Here is an 18,899-nt window from a genome sequence, read left to right as displayed (position 1 = left end):
TGGAAGAAAGCGGTGCTGTGGCTGGTGGGCATGGCATGGCGCGGCTTCGCGGGCAGGCAGGGTCAGCTGTCAGCCAGCCCCTGGCACAACTGCGCAAGGCTGGCCACCGTGACGTGGGGCGTGGACCCCTCGTGAGGCCATGCTACGCCCGTGCGGTTGAGCCAGACTGCGTGCATACCCGCATCCATGGCGCCCAGCGCATCCAGCCGCGCGTCGTCGCCAATGTGCAGCACCTCGTCAGGCGCCACGCCTGCCGCCGCCGCTGCCGCGTGGAAAAAGCGCACATCGGGCTTGGCCATGCCGGCCTTGGTCGCGCTCAGCGCGGCATGGAAATGCTCGCCAATGCCCACCACGTGCACGCTGGCGTTGCCGTTGCTCAGCGCCACCACGGGCCAGCGCGCGGCCAGGAACTGCAGGGCGGGCAGCGCGTCCTCGTACAGGTCCACGCGCTGGCGCTCGGCAAAGAAGATGTCGAAGGCCGTTTCCGCCAAGCCGCCATCGTCGCCATTGCGCTGCAGCGCCAGGCGGATGGACTCGCGGCGCAGGCCGCTCAGGTCGTGGGCAAGGTCCGGGCGGTCACGCTCGATCTGCACGCGGATGGCGCGCAGGGTGGCCACGTCGCGCAGCGCTGCGGCCGTGGTGGGCGCATGGGCGTGCAGCCAGTCCAGCAGCACCTGTTCGGCGCGCGAGATGGCTGGCCACACGGGCCACAGCGTGTCATCCAGGTCGATGGAAATGGCGCGGATGCGGCCGCTGCGGCGCAGCTGCTGCAATGCGGCCAATGCAGGGTAAAGAGAGGATTCGGCGAGGGGGGCGATGGTGGCTTGGGACATGGTTCGAGCATAGCGAAGGCAGCCGTTGCCGGCTGCAGCCGGGTCATCCGACTCGCGTGGCAGGCGGCTCCGTCCTGCCACAATCGGCCCCATGCCTTCCCGCTTCGCGCCAGAACCTCCATTCCGCCACGACCAACCCCAGCGCACCGCCGTGCTGCTGTGCAACCTTGGAACGCCCGATGCGCCCACGGCCCCGGCCGTGCGCCGCTACCTGGCGCAGTTCCTGGGCGACGACCGCGTGGTCGAGATCCCCAGGATTGCCTGGCTGCCCATCCTGCACGGCATCATCCTGCGCACGCGGCCGGCCAAGTCGGCGGCCAAGTACGCCACCGTCTGGCATGAGAAGGACGGCTCCCCCCTGCAGCACTGGAGCGCGCGCCAGGCCCTGCTGCTGCGCGGCTGGCTGGGCGAGGCCGGACACAACGTGCTGGTGCGCCATGCCATGCGCTACGGCAACCCGTCCATCCCCAGCGTGCTCGATGCCCTCAAGGCCGAGGGCGCCACGCGCATCCTCATCCTGCCGCTGTACCCGCAGTACTCGGGCACGACCACGGCCAGCGTGTTCGACGCGGTCTACGACTGGGCCCGCACCCAGCGCCACATCCCCGAGCTGCGCTTCGTCAACCGCTACCACGACGACGCTTCCTATATCGACGCGCTGGCCCAGCGCATCGAGGCCCACTGGCGCGGCAACGGCCGTGGCGAGAAACTGGTCATGAGCTTTCATGGCGTGCCCGAGCGCACGCTGCACCTGGGCGACCCCTACCACTGCGAATCGCGCAAGACCGCCCGCCTGCTGGCCGAGCGCCTGGGCCTGTCGCCCTCGCAATACCTGGTGACCTTCCAGTCGCGCTTTGGCAAGGCCAAATGGCTGGAGCCCTATACCGAGCCCTCGCTGATCGAGCTGGCACGCAGCGGCACCAAACGGGTGGACGTGGTCTGCCCCGGCTTCACCAGCGACTGCCTGGAAACGCTGGAGGAAATCAGCCAGGAAGCGCGCGAGGCCTTCATGCATGCGGGCGGCGAGCAGTTCGAATACATTGCCTGCCTCAACGACAGCGCGCCCTGGATCACGGCGCTGAGCCGCATCGCCCAGCAGCATATGCAGGGCTGGCCCACGCAGAAGGCGCCGCAGGCCGAACTCGACGCCAGCCTGGAGCGCGCCAAGGCCGTGGGCGCACAGCGCTGAGGCCGTTCTGCATCTTCTGCGCCGCGCCATATAACCCTGCCTCATGAGCAGAATGCATAAGCGTCTTTGTATATAGATGCTGCAAGCGGGACAATTGCACTCCAGTTGCTTGTTCCGCCGGTCTTCCATGATCGGCCCCAGCCATCATGACCAAGACATTTCTTCCCTCGCTGCGCCTGGCAGTCCCGCTGCTGGCGCTGGGCCTTGCCTGCACCGCCCTCGGCACGGCCCACGCCGCCGCCCCCCTGCTCACCCCTGCCGGCGTGCAGGCCGCCGCCGGCCAGGACGCCGTGCGCATCATCGACATCCGCGATCCCAAGGCCTATGGCGAGCGCCATATTCCAGGCGCGCTCAACGCCCCCTACGGCAAATGGCGCGGCCCTGCCACCAACCCCGGTGAGCTGCCCGAGCTGCCCAAGCTCACCGAACTCGTGCAGTCCCTGGGGCTGACACCCGCCACCCACGCCATCGTGGTCTCCACGGGTGCGGACGCCACCGACTTCGGCGCCGCAGCGCGCGTGTACTGGACGCTCAAGCTGCTGGGCCTCAAGGAGCTGTCCGTGCTCAACGGCGGCATGAAGGCCTGGAACGAGCAAAAGCTCCCGCAGGACAACGAGGCCGTCAAAGTCGCTCGCAGCAGCTACCAGCCCCAGCTCGACACCAGCCTGATCGCCACGCGCGAGGACGTGGGCCAGCACGTCAGGCTCAGCAACGCCGCCCTGGTGGACTCGCGCCCCGACGCCTTCTACCAGGGCAAGACGCGCGCGCCTGCCGCCAAGATCTCGGGCACCCTGCCCGGCGCGCAGCAGCTGGACTTCAACCAGTGGTTCGTGCCCGGCACCTCCACCTTTGTCGATACCGCGACGGCCAAGCAGATCGCGGCCAAGGTCAAGCGCGAGCAGGGCCAGGACATGGTGGCCTTCTGCAACACCGGCCACTGGGCGGCCACCGACTGGTTCGGCCTGTCCGAAGTCGCAGGCCTGCCGGGCGTCAAGCTGTATGCGGGCTCCATGGTGGACTGGACGCAGCAGGCCGATGCGCCGCCCATGGCCAACCAGCCCGGCCGCGCCGAATCCCTGGCCTACGACGCCAAGCAGTGGTGGGAAAAAAAGTTCAAGTAAACACCCCCTGAGGCGCTTGCGCGCCTTCCCGCCGTGGCACGGCGCCTCTCTACCCGCTTCGCGGGGGAGGGCGACTGCATGGAGAAAAATGACATGAAACGACTTCCTCTTGCGGCCATCCTGGCCGTTTTCTTTGGCTGGCTGCTGTGGAGCGTCTCGGTGCGCCAGGCCGCGCTGTTCGCCGTGGGCCTGGGCCTGGGCGCGGTGCTGGCCGGCAAGCGCTTCGGCTTCACCACGGGCTGGCGCATGCTGATCGAGGACAAGGACGCCAGCGGCGTCTTCGGCCAGTTGCTGCTGCTGGCGCTGGCCGCCGCGCTGGCCATGCCGCTGCTGGGCCACTATCCCGAACTCACGGCCGCTCTGGGCCCGCCCAGCATCAGCCTGCTGGTGGGCGCCTTCGTCTTCGGCCTGTGCATGCAGATTGCAGACGGTTGCGGCAGCGGCACCCTGTACAAGGCCGGCATGGGCATTCCCATGAACGCGGCCATCCTGCCCGTGTTCGCCATCGGCAGCTTCCTGGGCAGCCTGCACCTGGGGTGGTGGCTGGACCTGGGCAACACCCAGCCAGTGGGCCTGGTCACGGCCTGGGGCTGGGCCCCTGCCCTGCTGGCCACGCTGGCGGCGCTGGCCGTGGTCGCGCTGGGCGTGGCCTGGTATGTGCGTGGCGCCAACATGGCACTCAAGCGCCCGGCCAAGCCGCTGTTCGTGCGCAAGTGGGTGGTGGGCGCGGTGCTGCTGGCCGTGCTGGCCACGCTCAACCTCATCATTGCGGGCCAGCCCTGGGGCGTGGTCTACGGATTCGGCCTGTGGGCCGCCAAGATCGCCAACGCCACAGGCGCCGTGGACCTGGCCGGCAACTGGTTCTGGAGCCAGCCCGGCAACGCCGCGCGCCTGCACGAGACCGTGCTGCTGGACGTGACCAGCATCACCAACATCGGCATCCTGGGCGGCGCCCTGTGGGTGGCTGCCGCCAAGCCCGTCAATGCCAAGCCGCTCACGGGCACGCAATGGATGGTGGCCCTGGTGGCCGGCCTGGTGCTGGGCTACAGCTCGCGCCTGGCCTTCGGCTGCAATGTGGGCGCCATGCTCTCGGGTATCTCCACGGGCAGCATACACGGCTGGATCTGGGTGCCACTGGCCTTTGCCGGCACCATCTTCGGCCTGCGCATCCGCCGCCACTTCAATTTCTGACAGGACCCGCCATGACACAGCAAAACACCCTGCGCGCGGTCTTCTGGGCCGTGCTCGTCCTCTTCCTGGCCTGGGACCACCTGCACTCGCCGCCCGTGGACCTGCGCTTCGAGGCGCCGCTGATCGCGGCCGGCTCGGGCAAGGCCACGCAAGGCGGGCACTGCTCGATGCCGGCGGGCAAATAGGTCTGCTGATGGCAGGACCTCACGACTGAATTCGCCTGAATGAAAAAGCCCCTTGGCAGTGCCAAGGGGCTTTTTTGCTTCGCACGCCCCCTCAGGAGCAGGTTTTATTTGTCTTGAGCGATGACTCTCAGCAACTCGATGATCTTCTTCCTTTGCTCTTCTTCCACCGCCGACTGCCGGACCCTGAAAACAACGTAGGGGATGATGCAAAAAGCACAGGCCATAGCTGCAAGTGCCGCCTCTTGCGGTGCTCCCTGGACGCCAATGGTTGAGAGCATGAAAAAGACACCCATCACGGCGCCGATGTAGACAACGTACTTCATATTTCTTCTGGAACGAACCTGAGACAAGGATAAAAAATTGAACTGCAACGGGTGAGACGAGGAAGCTGCCTATTTGTGATCCCATCCGACGACATACCCGTCATCCACCGTGATACGCAGCCGATACCGGTTCCGGCCTGAGGGCTGGTACTTCCACACCTGACGATGTCTCGTCTTCATGACCTTGGAGTCGATGTCGACTGGGCTTCCAAGCGAATCGCATAGCTGCTCCTCTGTCTGCCCCTGCCAGAACATCTTTTTCATGATGCGCTCGACAATGTCCGCATCGCCGTACTTCTCCATAAGCCGCGCCCTCTTCTTCTCATTCAAGACATGCGCCAAATAGAAATATCCAACAGCGCCAAGAATCAAGAGAATCAGCAATGTCATGACCATGCCCTCATTCAAATGAACGGCAATAGTAACAAATTAAAACATTGAAGCATGGCGCGCTTCAGGCACCAGCAAACGCTAGGTGACCATCCTGCATCTTGGCAAGCGATAGGGCGAGGAGCGCATCAGAGAGAGAGCAAGGACCACGTCAGGTCCAGCCCGCTGACGTCTCTACCAGAACAGACGACTCGTTATCAACTTCGTGTGAACGTTAACGTTTTCTCGCCCTCAATCCGGCAGCAATCCGAGGACCTTCAGCCACTACGGCACGCTGGGCGCCGGCCCCTCGTCCGCACCTGCCGTCACGGGCAGCGGCGCGGTTTCCACGTCGAAGCCAGCCGCCTGCCAGGCCTTGAGGCCGCCCACCAGCGGGCGCACATTGGCAAAGCCGGCGCGCTGCAGCTGGCGCGCCAGGCGGGCGGCGGATATCTCGTTGGGGCAGTCGCAGTAGATCACCAGCCCGTGGGGATGGTCGTGCTGGGGCAGCAGGTGCGCATGCGACTCGCCGCCATCGCGCGGGCGCAGTTCCCAGGACTGGGCGCCGGGGATATGGCCCTGGCGGTACTGCGGCAGAGCGCGCACATCGATCACCGTGGGCTCCATGCCCTGGGCATGCAGGCCCGCCAGTTCGCGCACCGACATGCGCGGCATGCGCAATGAACGCACCATGCGATGGCGCTGCCACCACTTGCGCACGATGAACAGCCCCAGCGCCACGCCCAGCAGCAACAGGCCCCACTGGCCCAGCGCCGTGAGCACGCCCAGCAGGTCTTCCACCGTGGAGCTGAACAGCGAGCCCAGGTACACGGCCGAGCCCACCCAGATCAGCGCGCCCAGCCCGTCATACAGCACGAAGCTGCGCAGCGGCGTGCCCATCACGCCGGCCAGCGCGCTGGCGATGGAGGCAAACCCCGGCACGAACTTGGCCACCAGCAGCGACCTTGCGCCCCAGCGGCCATAGACGGTCTCGGTCTGGCGGATGCAGGCGTCGGGCGACAGCGAGATGCGGCAGATGCGCCCCAGCACCCGGTGGCCGTAGGCCTTGCCGGCCTGGTACCAGAACAGGTCGGCGATGAGTGCGGCGCTCACGGCCACGGCCACCAGCCACAGCAGGCGCACCCAGTCGGCGCCTTCCAGCGCGCCGGTCACGACAAGCACCGGGTAGGCCGGAATCGGCGCACCCAGCTGCTCGACGAACACATTGAGAAAGACGATGCCGAAGCCGTACTCGCGGATCAGCTCCACCAGAAAACCCATGTCAGGCCTCTCTTGCCCAGACGGTGCCCGCGCCCGAAAAGAAGGCGAGGCTGCACCCGTCGCAAATGCTAGCGCGGCAGCAACATCCGCGCCCGGCCCGGGTTGATGCTCAGCCGCGCTGCAGATGCTCCAGCACCCATTGCCAGTGCGCGGGCACGTTCAGCGCCGGCGCATGGCCGCAGCCGGGCACCTCCTGCCAGTGCAGCAGGCCGCGCGCGCCGGGGCCGCGCGTGGTCATTTCCCGGGCCACCTCGGGCAGCACCAGGTCCGAGTCCACGCCCCGCAGCAGCAGCACGGGAATCTGCAAGGCGTCGTAGTGCGGCCAGATGCCGTAGTCGTCGTCATGGGCCGTGAACTGCTCGATCATGGCCGGGTCGTAGTGCGGCGTGACGCGCCCATCGGGCAGGCGGCGCACGCTGGTTTCGGTGAGCTTGCGCCACTCGGCATCGCTGAGCCAGCCATAGGGCCGGTAGGCCTGGCGAAAGAACGCCTCCAGCTCGCCCACAGTATCGAAGGCCGGGGGCTGGCCCGCATAGGACCTGATGCGTGCAAGCGCCGACTCGGCCAGCTGCGGCGCATTGTCATTGAGCACCAGCGTGGCAATGCGTGCGCGCAGCGACGGCTCGAACAGGCCCGAGGCGCAGACCGTGCCAATCGCCCCGCCCATGGACGTGCCTACCCAATGCGCGCGCTCCAGCCCCAGCGCATCGAACAGCCCGCGCGCGATGCGGGCGTAGAAGCCCAGCCGGTATTCCTCGCGCGGCGCGCGGCTCCACTGGCTCAGGCCCCGGCCCGGCGTGTCGGGGCAGATCACGCGCCAGCCCTGGCCTGCCAGGAACTGCGCCAGTGCATCCATGTCGCGCCCCGTGCGTGCCAGCCCGTGCCAGGCGACGACGGTGCCCGCTGGCGCCACATCGGGCGCGGGCTGCCAGTCCATGTAGTGGATCTCGTAGCCCGCGCATTGCGTGTAGCAGGAAGCGGGTACGGGCGCGGATGAGGAAGATGCTTTGGAAGCCATGGGAGAAATCTCTGCTGTGCAGGAGCGGCCGGCCGCCTTGGCCGCCGGCCGCTCCAGGGCCTGGCTCACTCAGGAATGCGGATCAGCCCGTCGCTGACCTCGATGGTGTTGGCCGTGCTGGGCCGCGCCACGAAGGGCGGCACCTGGGCCGCCGTGATGGCGGGCGCCGCGCCCGGCTGGCCGCCGCGCGGCGTGGTGCGCACCACCTGGCTGGCGGGCAGCGCGGTGCTGCTGCGCAGGTTGGCCCACACGGCATCCATGGCCTGGTTGAAGTACGGATGCAGCGGCACGAAGCGCGTGTCGAAGCCCGAGAACGGCAGGAAGGCATCGAAGTGCTGGGCATTCACCACCTCGATATAGCGCAGCCGCGTGTTGCTGCCGTCCAGCCCCCGGTTGAGCACCGTGTAGGCGCGCGCATTGTGGTTGACCGGCACCAGCGCATCGCTGCGGCCCGCCACGATGATGGTGGGCTTGCCGCGCAGCTTGGCGGTGTGCAGCACCTCGTTGATGCCGGCGCGCACGGCGTCGCTCTGGGCACGCGTGGGCACGCTGCTTTCGGAGAGATTGAAGCCGGTCACCGGATCGAAGCCCGTCACCAGCGCGTGCTGGCACAGCGCGTTGTCCAGGCCCAGGTCGGCCACGCGCGTGGAGGGCGACACGGCAAACTGCCAGGCCTTGGCCCCGCCCACCGAGTCGTTGTAGACCACCGTGGCGGGCGTGCCGTTGGCCGTGCCATTGGCCGTGGCAAAGCTCTGAGCCAGCGCGGCCCCCGTGGCGGGCACCACGTCGCCCGTGGCATTGGCGGCCGCAAAGCTGGTGCGGCACAGGTTGGCATCCACGCCAAACCGGCCATAGGCCATGGTGTACATGGCAGACAGGATGGGGCCGTTGCCCAGCGCGTAGTGGGCGTTGTGCATGCGGTCGTGGTCACGCGTCCAGCCGTACAGGCGCAGCTTGCTCAGCGCATTGGCGGCGCGGTCGGCCGTGGTGCTGCCAATGACCAGGCCCTTGGCGGCCAGGCTGGTGCAGCGTGCCTCGGCCCGCGCCGTCATGGCGGTGAGGCCTATGTAGTTGAAGATGGATGTCTCGGTCAGCGCCGCATCGGGCGCCAGCGCCGCGCAGGGCTGGTAGATGTTGCCGTAGGTGGTGTACTCGGCCAGCGTGCGGCCCGGGTTGGGCATGGTCGCACTGCCCACGGCAATGGTGTAGCCCTGGCGCGTGGGCATCTCGGTCACGGGTTCGGAGGCCACCACGCCGTCGATCAGGCCGTCTGCATCCAGCTCGGCCGCGCGCAGCACGGCCGCGCCGCCGTTGGAGGCCGAGCCCGCCAGCACCAGCGTGTTGTCCTTGCCGAAGGGCACGGGGTCCTGCGTGGTGCCATAGCGGGCATTGAGCACGTACAGCGCATAGCGGGCCGCGGCCAGCGTGTCGTTGCCCCAGTCCTTTTCAGGGTTCTGCTGGGAATGCGCGTGCTTGATGGCAATGCGGTTGGGAAACGCAGCGTTGTAGGCGGCGCGCGCCGCATCGGTCAGCCGCGCGGCAAAGAAGGACAGGCTGCCCGCATCCGTGCGCGTGGCGCGCGTGCCGTCCAGCTTGTTGACGGTGTCGTCGCTCAGGTTGTGCAGGCCCACGCCCTTGCCCGCATCGGTCAGCGCCACGGCGCAGCCCTTCTTCAGGCCCCACTCGCCCGCCGTGCCGATGGCGCCATACACGCCGCGCGAGCCCGAGGACGGGCCCAGCACGATGCAGGGCCGGTTGCGGTCAAAACTGTCCGGCACCTGCACGGCCACCATGGTCTGCTTGCGGCCCGTGCCGTCGTCCAGCACGGCCAGGTACTCGCGCCCGGGGATCAGCCCTTCGCCCGTGGTCACCTGCCCGTCTGCCGTGATGTTGGGGCCGTACAGCGTGCCGTAGCCGCCGCCCGCCGTGGGGTCCAGGATGCCCCGGTAGTTGGAGTACAGCGCATTGCGCCGAAGCTCCGCCGCCGTGGGATTGGCAGGGTCCGCGTACAGGGGCGCGGCTGCGGCGCCCAGGCCCGTCTTGCCCAGGCCGCCCGTCAGCAAGTCCTGCGTGGCCGCCGTGGCGCCCGTGCCGGTGGCCGTGGCCGGATACACCGTGGCGCCCAGCTCGGTAAAGCCCTTGGGCAGATCGTTGCTGGGTTCATGCTCGCCGCTGCCGCAGGCTGCCAGCGCGGCCGCCGCCAGCGCCGTGAAGGCCCAGCGCCAGGGGGTTGCAGGAATCGACGACACCATCTCTTCACGCTTCAACATGCCCATCTCCTTGTGGTAGTTCTCTGATGCACGAATGCGCCAGGGGCCCTGGTCAGGCTCCGGCGCGGGAAGAACGCAGACGCCCCACGACGCCCGTGGGGAAATAGTAGACCGACAACACAAACAGCACGCCCAGCCACAGCAGCCAGCGGTCGGGAGACAGCAGCGCGGCCAGCCAGGGCAGGCTGTGCGCGGCCTCGCTGGCCACGCGCAGCAGGTCCTGCAGATAGCTCTGGGCAATGAGGAACAGCACCGAGCCGATCGCCGCGCCATAGATGGTGCCCATGCCGCCGATCACCACGATCAGCAGGCAGTCCATCATGATCTCGAACGACAGCGAGGTATCTGGCCCGTTATAACGCAGCCACAGCGCCAGCATGGCCCCGGCCACACAGGCGAACAGGGCCGACAGCACGCTGGACAGCGTGCGGTACACCACCACGCGGTAGCCGATGGCCTCGGCACGGAACTCGTTCTCGCGGATGGCCTGCAGCACGCGGCCGAACGGGGAGTTGACGATGCGCAGCAGCGCCAGCACCAGCGCCACGGCCAGCACGAACAGCAGGTAGTAGGTGATGATGCGCCCGTCGATCAGCACGCCCAGCACCTCGTTCTCGAAGGGCTCGAAGCTGGGCGACAGCCATTCGGGCAACTTGAAGCTCAGCCCGTCCTCCCCGCCCGTCCATTCCGACAGTTGGGAGGCCAGCGTCTGGAACGCCGCCGCCACGGCCAGCGTGATCATGGCAAAGAAGATGGCCCGTACCCGCAGCGAGAACAGGCCGATGGCCAGCGACAGCAGCAGCGACACCAGCAGCGCCGCGCCCAGGCCCAGCGCCAGCGCGCCCCAGCCCGCACCCATGCGCGAGGACGCTATCGCCACCCCATAGGCGCCAATGCCGAAGAACATGGTGTGCGCAAAGCTCACGATGCCGGTGTAGCCCAGCAGCAGATCGAAGCTGGCCACCAGCACCACGAAGATCAGCACCTTGGCCGCCACGTTCAGCGCCTTCACGCCAGGGAACACGAACGGCGCCGCCGCCAGCCCCAGGAAGATCAACAGCAGCAGCACCGCCAGCACGCGGCTGCGCGGCATGTCGCCGGAAAGCAATCGGTTGAGCATGTCGATCACTCCTTCAGCGGTTCGCTACGGGATAGACGCCCTGAGGCCGCCACAAGAGGATGGCCACCATCAACGCAATGTTGGAAAACAACGCCACCTTGGGCACCAGGAACCCCGTGTAGTTGGCCATCAGCCCCACCAGCAGCGCGCCGATCAGCGCCCCGCCTGTGCTGCCCAGCCCGCCGATGATGATCACGATGAAGATCAGCACATTGACCTGCGCGCCCATCTGCGGCACCACGCTCTGCTGGTACATGCCCCACATCACCCCGCCCAGCCCGGCCAAGGCCGAGCCCGCCACGAACACGCCCACGAACAGGCGGCGCACGCGGTAGCCCAGGGCCTCCACCATCTCGCGGTCCTGCACGCCTGCGCGGATCAGCAGGCCGATCTTGGTGCGCGACAGCGTCCAGGCCAGCAGGGCAAACACCGCCAGCCCCACCAGCACGGCCACCACGCGGTACTTTTCCACGGCGGCATCGCCCAGCAGCCAGGCGCCCTTCATGCCCTGGGGCAGCGGCAGCGGAATCTGCTGCGGGCCCCAGATGAGCTTGATCAGTTCCTCGCCGATGATCATGCCGCCCATGGTGATCAGGATCTGCTTGAGATGCTGGCCGTACACGGGCCGCACGATGAAGCGCTCGAACGCCAGCCCGATGGCGCCCGCCACCAGCATGGCCACCACCATGGCCGGCAGCACGGCCAGCAGGTTGCGCCACAGCTGCTCGGACCCCGTCCAGTCGCCCATGGCGCCCAGCACGCTGGTGGCCACGAAGGCGCCCAGCGCGATGAACACGCCGTGGCCGAAGTTCAGCACATCCATCAGCCCGAACACCAGCGTCAGCCCCGAGGCGATGATGAACACGATCATCCCCATGGCCAGCCCCGCCACCGTCAGCGTCAGCCAGGTCGAGGCCGAGCCCACCAGCGGCAGCGCCACCAGGGCCAGCACGGGCACCAGCAGCAGCGGCTTGAAATCCACATCCAGCCTGTTCAGCTTGTTCATAGCGAAAGCCCCAGCAGCGACTGCTGCAACGCCGCGTCTGCCGAGAACTCGGCCATGCCGCCCGCGTGCACCACGCGGCCGTTGTCCATCACCGCCACGCGGTCGCCCAGGCGGCGCGCAAAGCCCAGGTTCTGCTCCACCAGCACAATCGTCGTGCCGCCCGCCTTGAGCTGCGCGAAGGCCGCGATCATGTTCTCGATGATGGCCGGTGCCAGGCCCTTGCTGGGCTCGTCCACGATCAGCAGGTCACGCGGCTCCACGATGGCGCGCGCCACCGCCACCATCTGCTTTTGCCCGCCCGACAGCTTGCCGGCCGGGTGGTTCCAGAACTTCTCCACGGCCGGGAACATGCCGAAGATCCACTGCAGCCGCTGCGCGTCCATGCGGTCGGCGCGCGAGGCGCCGCGCGCGGCCAGCAGCAGGTTTTCCTGCACCGTCAGGTCCGCGAAGATGCCCATGTTCTCGGGCACATAGGCAATGTTCAGCCGCGCAATCGCGGGCGTGGGCAGGGCCGTGATGTCGGCCCCGCCAAAGGCGATGCGCCCCTGGCTGGCCCGCCACAGGCCCATGATGGTGCGCAGCGTGGTCGTCTTGCCCGCGCCGTTGCGCCCCAGCAGCATGGTCAGCTGCCCGCGCGGCACGGCCAGGTCCACGCCATGCAGGATGTGATAGGCCCCGATATGCGTGTGCACGCCCGACAGTTCGAGCAGGTTGGGGTTTGGGTTGAGGTTGGCGGCAGCGCTCATGCGGCCTCCTTCACGGCGCCCTGCTCCGGCATCACACCCAGGTAGGCCTGCTGCACCACAGGCGAGGCAATGACTTCGGCCGGCGGCCCATCGGCCACCAGCGTGCCACTGGTCAGCACGATGATGCGGTCGGCCAGCTCGCGCACCACATCCATCTTGTGCTCCACCAGCAGGATGATCTTGCTGCGGTCCTGCTTGAGCTTGCGTATCAGGTCCAGGATCACCGGCGCCTCGTCATGGCTCATGCCCGCCGTGGGCTCGTCGAACATATAGACCTGGGGTTCCAGCGCCATCAGCAAGGCCACCTCCAGCTTGCGCTGGTCGCCATGCGGCAGCGCGGCCACGGCCTCGTCGCGCCGGGCGGACAGGGCCACCTGGTCGAGGATGTGCAGCGCCCGCTGCGTCAATGCCCGGTGGTCGCTCCAGATGCTCCACAGGTTCAGGCCGCGCCGGTGCGGCCCCTCGTCGCGCGCCTGCACGGCCAGGCGCACGTTCTCCAGCACGCTCAGGTGCGGGAACAGATTGGTGAGCTGGAACGCCCGCCCCAGCCCGGCCCGCGTGCGCGCCGAAGGGGCCAGCCCCGTCAGCTCGCGCCCGCCCAGCAGCACGCGCCCGGCCGTGGCCTTGAGCTGCCCCGAGATCAGGTTGAAATACGTGGTCTTGCCCGCCCCGTTGGGGCCCACGATGGCCGTCAGCGTGCCCGGCTCGAAAGCGCAGCTCACGCCGTTGACGGCCACATGGCCCCCGAAGCGGATGGTCAGATCCTCTGTGCGCAACATTGCTCAGCGGCCGTTGCGGATGGGAACCTGCATCTCCTCGGGCTTGATCTCGCGCACCAGCTCGGGCACGCCCCAGGCCAGCGCCGGGTCCACGCGGATCTTGAAGTGGTACATGCTCTGCAGGGCCTGGTGGTCTTCCTTGCGGAAGGTCATCTGGCCCTTGGGCGTGTCGAAGCTCATGCCCTCCATGGCCTTGATCAGCGTGTTGGTCTTGGTGTCTCCACCTGTCTTCTTGAGCGCCGTCACGATGGCCATGGCCGCAGAGAAACCGCCGGCCGTGAAGAAATCCGGCGGCGTCTTGTACTGCTTGTAGTGCATGGACACCAGCGCCTCGTTCACCGGGTTCTTGGGAATGCCGTAGTAGTAGTACGTGGCGCCCTCCATGCCCGGCAGATTCTTGTAGGCCGCCATGGCGGGCAGGATGTTGCCGCCCGTGGCGATCTCGATCCCGTAGCGCTTGAGATCCATGTCCGCAATCTTGAACGGATTGCCCGCCCCGGCCCACACGATCCAGATGATCTTCCTGCCCGGCTGGTCCTTGAGCTTGTCGATCAGCCGCTGCGCCCCTGCCGTGAAATCCGTGGTGGCGGCGGGCAGGTACTCCTCATGCGCCAGCTTGCCCTTCTTGATGGCGTCCTTGAAGGCCTTCACCCCATCGCGGCCGAAGGCGTTGTCCTGGGCCAGCGTGGCAATCGTCACGCCCGCCTTGTCGATGGCCACCGCATTGCTGATGGCGTCCTGGCTGGAGTTGCGGCCCGTGCGGAAGATGTACTTGTTCCACTTGTCGCCCGTGATCGAATCGGCCACGGCCGGCTCCACCAGCAAAATCTTCTTGTACTCCTCGGCCACCGGCAGCATGGCCAGCGCCACGCCGGACGACGTGGGCCCCACGGCCAGATCGGCCTTGTCATCGGAATACGCCGTGGCCAGCAGGCTCTTGCCCAGGTCGGGCTTGCCCTGGTCGTCCTTCTCGATCACCACCAGCTTTTTGCCATTCACCGCCATGCTGCCGCCCGTGGCGTACTCCAGCCCCATCAGCAGCCCGGCCTGGGTCTGCTTGCCATATGCCTCCAGCGCGCCGGTCTTGCTGTAGACGTGAGCAATGCGGATCTCGCCCTGCTGGGCCATGGCGGCAGGAGCCGCAGCGGCCATGGCTGCCATGGCAGAGAGTGCGAGGGCGGAATGCAGGAAGGGGCGGCGTTGCATGGTTTGTCTCCTTGGGTTGGCGGCTGGGCTGGCGCCCGCTGCTTTTGTGGGGAGGGACCATGCATGCTTTGTGCCAGGCGGGCCCGGGCGGGCCAAGGAGGCGCAATGGCGGGCGCGGGCAGAGCACGGGCAGCGAATGCCCGACTATTGAACAGATTCAGTGTCTTGAATTCAGACAGTTGCCTGAATCGGAAACAGGGCAAACCATGAACCCCTGGCACCCCTGGCACCCCTGGCATCTTCCCCTGCGCTTGGCCACGCAGGGCATCAGGCCTTGGCGAGCCGCTCCTTTGCCAGCTTCGTGCCTTCTGCCAGCGCCTTCAGCTTGCGCCACGCCACGTCCCGGCCCATGGGCGCCAGACCGCAGTTCGTGCAGGGGAACAGCCGCTCCTTCGGCACGAACTCCAGTGCCCGGCCGATGGTGTCCGCCACTTCCTCGGGTGTCTCCACCACGTCGCTGGCCACGTCGATCACGCCGACCATCACGTCCTTGCCGGCCAGCAGCCTCATCAGGTCGGGCGGCACATGGGAGTGGATGCATTCCAGGCTCACCTGGTCGATGCGGCTCCTGGCCAGCGCGGGAAACACCGTCTCGTACTGGCGCCATTCCTCGCCCAGCGTGCTCTTCCAATCCGTATTGGCCTTGATCCCGTAGCCGTAGCAGATATGCACGGCCGTCGTGCAGGTCAGGCCCTGCGCTGCGCGCTCCAGCGCCTGCACGCCCCAGTCGGCGGCGTCCTTCATGTAGACATTGAAGGCGGGCTCGTCGAACTGGATGATGTCCACGCCGTCGGCCTGCAGCGCCAGGGCCTCCTGGTTGAGCAGCTCGGCAAAGGCGAAGGCCATCTTGACCTTGTCGCCATAGAAGCGGTCCGCCACGGTATCGACGATGGTCATCGGGCCGGGCAGCGTGAACTTCAGCTTCTTCCTGGTGTGCGCACGCGCCAGCTGCGCCTCGAAGGCATGCACGCGGCCCTTCAGGCGCAGGGCGGCAACCACCTGCGGCACCATCGCGTCGTAGCGGTTGTCGCGGATGCCCATCTTCACCTTGTTGTCGAAGTCGATGCCCTCCACCTGCTCCAGAAAGCCATGCACGAAATGCTGGCGCGACTGCTCGCCGTCGCACACGATGTCCAGGCCCGCATCTTCCTGGGCCTTGATCCACAGCAGGGTTGCATCGGCCTTGGCCTGGCGAAGCGCATCGCCCTCGGCCTGCCACTGGGGCCAGAGCTTGTTGGTTTCGGCCAGCCAGGCTGGCTTGGGCAGGCTGCCGGCGATAGAGGTTTCAAACATCGGAGAATTCCTTCAAGGCAAAGAGGGGTGGTGCCAGCGTACTTCAGGACCGTTGTCCCAAGCCGCTGTGCAATCAATGAAAAATGGTCTGTCTGTCTGGCCGGTCAGAGCGCGCAATCGGCTGCCCATTGCTCAAGAACATTCCTGTACGGCTTGATGAAATGCTCCTGCGCAAACCTGCCCTGCTTGACGGCCAGCTGGCTGCGCTCTTCGCGGTCATAGACAATCTGCGTCAACGAGTAATCGTGGTTCTTCAGGCTCGGCTGATAGATTTTTCCTGCCGCGCAATTGGCGTTGTAGATCTCGGGGCGATAAATCTTCTGGAAGGTTTCCATGGTGCTGATGGTGCCGATCAACTCAAGATTCGTGTAGTCGGCCAGCAGGTCGCCCTGAAAATAGAAGGCCAGGGGTGCAACGCTATTGGGCGGCATGAAAAATCGAACCTGCATTCCCATCTTCCCAAAATACCGGTCCGTCGATGACAACTCATTTTGCTGATACTCGGCACCCAGTACGGGATGCTGGTTCCCGGTGCGCTGATAGGTCTTGCTGGTAGAGGCGCTGATGCAGATGACGGGGGGCTTGTTGAAGTGCTCCCTGTACGTGCTCGAACGGGCGAATTGCTTGAACAGCTTGCCATGCAGGTCACCAAAATCGTCCGGCGCGCCGAACTCCTGGCGGTTGATGTTGTACTCCGGCAGCAGAACACTGAAGTCATAGTCGCGCACGTAGGAAGAAAAATTATTCCCTGCAATGCCGGCTATGCGCTTGTTAGATTTTCTGTCGAGAATGCTGGTCTTCAATATCTCGATCAACGGAAATACGCCACTTCCCATCTCCGCACCCATGCCCATCTCCACGGAGATGATGTCCAGCTCCACTGAATAGCGGTCTCCCGTCGGATTGTCCCAATGCGCCAGTTCATTGAAGCGGTTGTCAATCATCCTCAGCGTATGGCGCAGGTTCTGCTGCCGGCTCGCTCCCCTGGCCAGATTGGCAAAGTTGGTCGTAATGCGCGTGCTGTCCGATGGGTGATAGTTCTCATCGAAACGGATGCTCTTGAGGCTGAAGTGCAGTTCTGCGTTCATGGTGATCCAATGACCTGATTTAGAAATAAAAACGTGGGTTGATTCAGGCCGCAGCCATTTCCTCGGCCACCCAGGGCCTGGCGCGGTGCATCAGTTCGACCAGCGGCAATGCCCGTTGCACCGCCAGTGCGGCCCGCTGTATCAGGGCCTCGTCGTGCAGGCGGTAGTCCACGAAATCCTTGTCGGTCGCGTAGACGCCCAGCGGCAGCGTGCGCGCCTGGAAGAAGCTGAACAGCGGCCGCAGCTGGTGGTCGATCACCAGGGCATGGCGCTCACTGCCACCGGTGGCCGCCAGCAGCACGGGCTTGTCGATCAAGGCGTCCTGGTGGACGAAGTCGAAGAAGTGCTTGAACAGCCCGGTGTAGGCGCCACGAAAGACCGGTGTGGCCACTACCAGCACATCCGCCTGCTCCACCGCCGCAAGCTCGCGCTCCACCATCTCGGGCAACTGCGAGCGCCACACCGCGCCGGCAAGCTGCGGCGCAAGCTGGCCCAGTTCCACCAGGCGTTGTTCGCACGGAATTTCGTCGGCGATCAGATCAGACAGATGCTCTGCCAGGGCGGCAGATTTGGAGGGGCGTTGCAGTCCACCGGAAACGGCGACCAGACGGAGCGGACGTGACATGGCTGCTTTCACGCGAGATGGCCAAGTTCAGCGCGGAAGCCGGCTCCGGCATCCATGCGATCCGAGGGTGTGGTGATGACCATGACTGCTTCCCAAAATGCAAACGAACAATGGGAGCGAATGGTAGGGATGCGAATCGATGAAGTAAAATGGTTTTATTTCACAGATGCATGAACTGTAGTCATGTGAAAGTGTGATCCCATCCTTTTGCGCACTGCGCTATGCGGCAGCCATGCCAGGGCCTGCGCGCAACGGGGTTGCTGCGCAGTGAATCCAAGGCCAGTTCAGCCGCCCGCGCCCTGCACCTGCACCAGGCACTCCCGCAACGCCTGCGCCACAGGCCCCAGCACGCGGTCACGCCTTTGCAGCAGGCCCAGCGTGCGCCACACATCGGGCGCGGTCAGGGGCACGCCGCAGACCTGGGCGTGGTCCTGGCGCAGGGCGAGCTGGGGGACGGCGGCCAGGCCCAGGCCGGCTTCCACCAGGGCCAGGGCGCCTGTGACGTGGTTGCACTCGTGCCAGGCCACGGGCTGCTCTGGCAGGCCGGCCATCACCTGGTCCAGCAGCAGGCGATTGCCGCTCTTGTGGGAGACGGAGACCAGGCGCTTGCCCGCCAGCTCGGCCCATTCCACCTGGCTGCGCCCGGCCCAGGCGTGGCTGCGCGGCATGGCCAGCACGTAGCGTTCGCGCGTGAGCGCCTCAAAGCGCAGCGATGGCTCCTGGCTGCCCGTGAAGCTCAGGCCAAAGTCCGCATCCCCGCGCAGCACGGCCTCCACCACCTGCTGCGCGCTCTCGTCGATGACGTGCACCTGCACATCGGGCTGCTCCACGGCAAAGGTCTTCAGCACGGGCGGCAGCAGATTGGTGGCCACCGAAGGCACGCAGGCAACCGTCACGCGGCCACGGCGCAGCTTCAGCTGGTCATCCACGCGCTGCACGGCCTCGTCCAGGCCGGCCAGGGCCCTGCGCGCCTCCTGCAGGAATTCATGGCCCACCTCGGTCAGTTCCACACGCCGCGTGGTGCGCTCCAGCAGCCGCGCGCCCAGCACGGACTCCAGCCGCTCCACCCGCCGGCTCAAGGCAGGCGGCGACAGGAAAAGCGCTTCTGCGGCCAGGCGAAAGCTGGCTTTCTCGGCCGTGGTCACGAAGGCGATCAATTCCCCCATGTCGAATTTGATGCGCTGCACGCAACAGTCCTTCCAAAAGTTGCAATTCACAGAATAACACCCGCTGCATAGGATGGCGCCCTTGATAAC

The 18,899-nt window shown here is 66.3% G+C and carries 19 protein-coding genes; 4 read left to right on the top strand and 15 right to left on the bottom strand.

The genetic code is table 11. The annotated features are described in order from the left end of the window. Positions 1-62 precede the first annotated feature (62 nt). The gene (locus ACM14_RS19465; RefSeq protein WP_063326688.1) at positions 63-833 is read right to left on the bottom strand and encodes an HAD family hydrolase; all 771 of its coding nucleotides are present in this window, start codon (positions 831-833) and stop codon (positions 63-65) included. A 91-nt stretch (positions 834-924) separates the two neighbouring features. Here ACM14_RS19465 and hemH point away from each other — a divergent pair, with 91 nt between their 5' ends. From hemH to ACM14_RS32095, 4 genes are all read left to right on the top strand, one after another. After that, positions 925-2,022: a ferrochelatase gene (gene hemH / locus ACM14_RS19460; protein WP_013803319.1), complete on the top strand. Its 1,098-nt coding sequence runs from the start codon at positions 925-927 to the stop codon at positions 2,020-2,022. Between the two features lie 146 nt (positions 2,023-2,168). Further along, on the top strand, positions 2,169-3,143 hold the full coding sequence (locus ACM14_RS19455) for a sulfurtransferase (protein WP_065347061.1): 975 nt from the start codon (positions 2,169-2,171) through the stop codon (positions 3,141-3,143). Between the two features lie 93 nt (positions 3,144-3,236). Next, a complete protein-coding gene (locus ACM14_RS19450; RefSeq protein WP_046239479.1) occupies positions 3,237-4,334 on the top strand; it encodes a YeeE/YedE thiosulfate transporter family protein in 1,098 nt (365 codons plus the stop codon). Between the two features lie 11 nt (positions 4,335-4,345). Beyond that, positions 4,346-4,519, top strand: a complete 174-nt coding sequence (locus ACM14_RS32095) for a hypothetical protein (RefSeq protein WP_012204476.1) — start codon at positions 4,346-4,348, stop codon at positions 4,517-4,519. 104 nt (positions 4,520-4,623) lie between these two features. Here ACM14_RS32095 and ACM14_RS19445 read toward each other — a convergent pair whose 3' ends face one another. The 14 genes from ACM14_RS19445 to ACM14_RS19380 form a co-directional block, all read right to left on the bottom strand. Continuing rightward, positions 4,624-4,842, bottom strand: a complete 219-nt coding sequence (locus ACM14_RS19445) for a hypothetical protein (RefSeq protein ID WP_013803322.1) — start codon at positions 4,840-4,842, stop codon at positions 4,624-4,626. Positions 4,843-4,911: 69 nt separating this feature from the next. Further along, a complete protein-coding gene (locus ACM14_RS19440) occupies positions 4,912-5,232 on the bottom strand; it encodes a hypothetical protein (RefSeq protein WP_013803323.1) in 321 nt (106 codons plus the stop codon). 264 nt (positions 5,233-5,496) lie between these two features. Further along, a complete protein-coding gene (locus ACM14_RS19435) occupies positions 5,497-6,492 on the bottom strand; it encodes a rhodanese-like domain-containing protein (protein ID WP_065347060.1) in 996 nt (331 codons plus the stop codon). A gap of 109 nt (positions 6,493-6,601) precedes the next feature. Continuing rightward, positions 6,602-7,510 (bottom strand): alpha/beta fold hydrolase, encoded by a 909-nt coding sequence (locus ACM14_RS19430; protein ID WP_065347065.1) that lies wholly within the window; start codon positions 7,508-7,510, stop codon positions 6,602-6,604. 65 nt (positions 7,511-7,575) lie between these two features. Beyond that, entirely contained in the window at positions 7,576-9,780 is a 2,205-nt protein-coding gene (locus ACM14_RS19425; protein ID WP_065347064.1) for a 3-hydroxybutyrate oligomer hydrolase family protein, read from the bottom strand. 52 nt (positions 9,781-9,832) lie between these two features. After that, on the bottom strand, positions 9,833-10,900 hold the full coding sequence (locus tag ACM14_RS19420) for a branched-chain amino acid ABC transporter permease (RefSeq protein WP_065347063.1): 1,068 nt from the start codon (positions 10,898-10,900) through the stop codon (positions 9,833-9,835). 13 nt (positions 10,901-10,913) lie between these two features. Next, a complete protein-coding gene (locus ACM14_RS19415; RefSeq protein WP_034391650.1) occupies positions 10,914-11,906 on the bottom strand; it encodes a branched-chain amino acid ABC transporter permease in 993 nt (330 codons plus the stop codon). Further along, entirely contained in the window at positions 11,903-12,652 is a 750-nt protein-coding gene (locus tag ACM14_RS19410) for an ABC transporter ATP-binding protein (protein WP_016454051.1), read from the bottom strand. Before ACM14_RS19410 ends, ACM14_RS19415 begins: the two co-directional genes overlap by 4 nt. Further along, positions 12,649-13,431, bottom strand: coding sequence for an ABC transporter ATP-binding protein (locus ACM14_RS19405; protein WP_065347059.1), 783 nt, complete (start codon positions 13,429-13,431; stop codon positions 12,649-12,651). Before ACM14_RS19405 ends, ACM14_RS19410 begins: the two co-directional genes overlap by 4 nt. 3 nt (positions 13,432-13,434) lie before the next feature. After that, complete coding sequence (locus tag ACM14_RS19400; protein WP_065347058.1) at positions 13,435-14,637, bottom strand: substrate-binding domain-containing protein; 1,203 nt, start codon at positions 14,635-14,637, stop codon at positions 13,435-13,437. A 267-nt stretch (positions 14,638-14,904) separates the two neighbouring features. Then, entirely contained in the window at positions 14,905-15,930 is a 1,026-nt protein-coding gene (locus ACM14_RS19395) for a methionine synthase (protein ID WP_034391642.1), read from the bottom strand. A gap of 104 nt (positions 15,931-16,034) precedes the next feature. After that, positions 16,035-17,018 carry a DUF1852 domain-containing protein gene (locus tag ACM14_RS19390; RefSeq protein ID WP_065347057.1) on the bottom strand — a complete coding sequence of 328 codons (984 nt, stop codon included), beginning with the start codon at positions 17,016-17,018 and terminating at the stop codon, positions 16,035-16,037. 43 nt (positions 17,019-17,061) lie between these two features. Next, entirely contained in the window at positions 17,062-17,643 is a 582-nt protein-coding gene (msuE, locus tag ACM14_RS19385; protein ID WP_065347056.1) for an FMN reductase, read from the bottom strand. 284 nt (positions 17,644-17,927) lie between these two features. Then, positions 17,928-18,830 (bottom strand): LysR family transcriptional regulator, encoded by a 903-nt coding sequence (locus tag ACM14_RS19380; RefSeq protein WP_034391636.1) that lies wholly within the window; start codon positions 18,828-18,830, stop codon positions 17,928-17,930. Positions 18,831-18,899 lie beyond the last annotated feature (69 nt).

The organism is Delftia sp. JD2 (assembly GCF_001682645.1).
Taxonomy (GTDB): domain Bacteria; phylum Pseudomonadota; class Gammaproteobacteria; order Burkholderiales; family Burkholderiaceae_C; genus Comamonas; species Comamonas acidovorans.
This window is presented reverse-complemented; position numbering and strand designations above follow the sequence as displayed.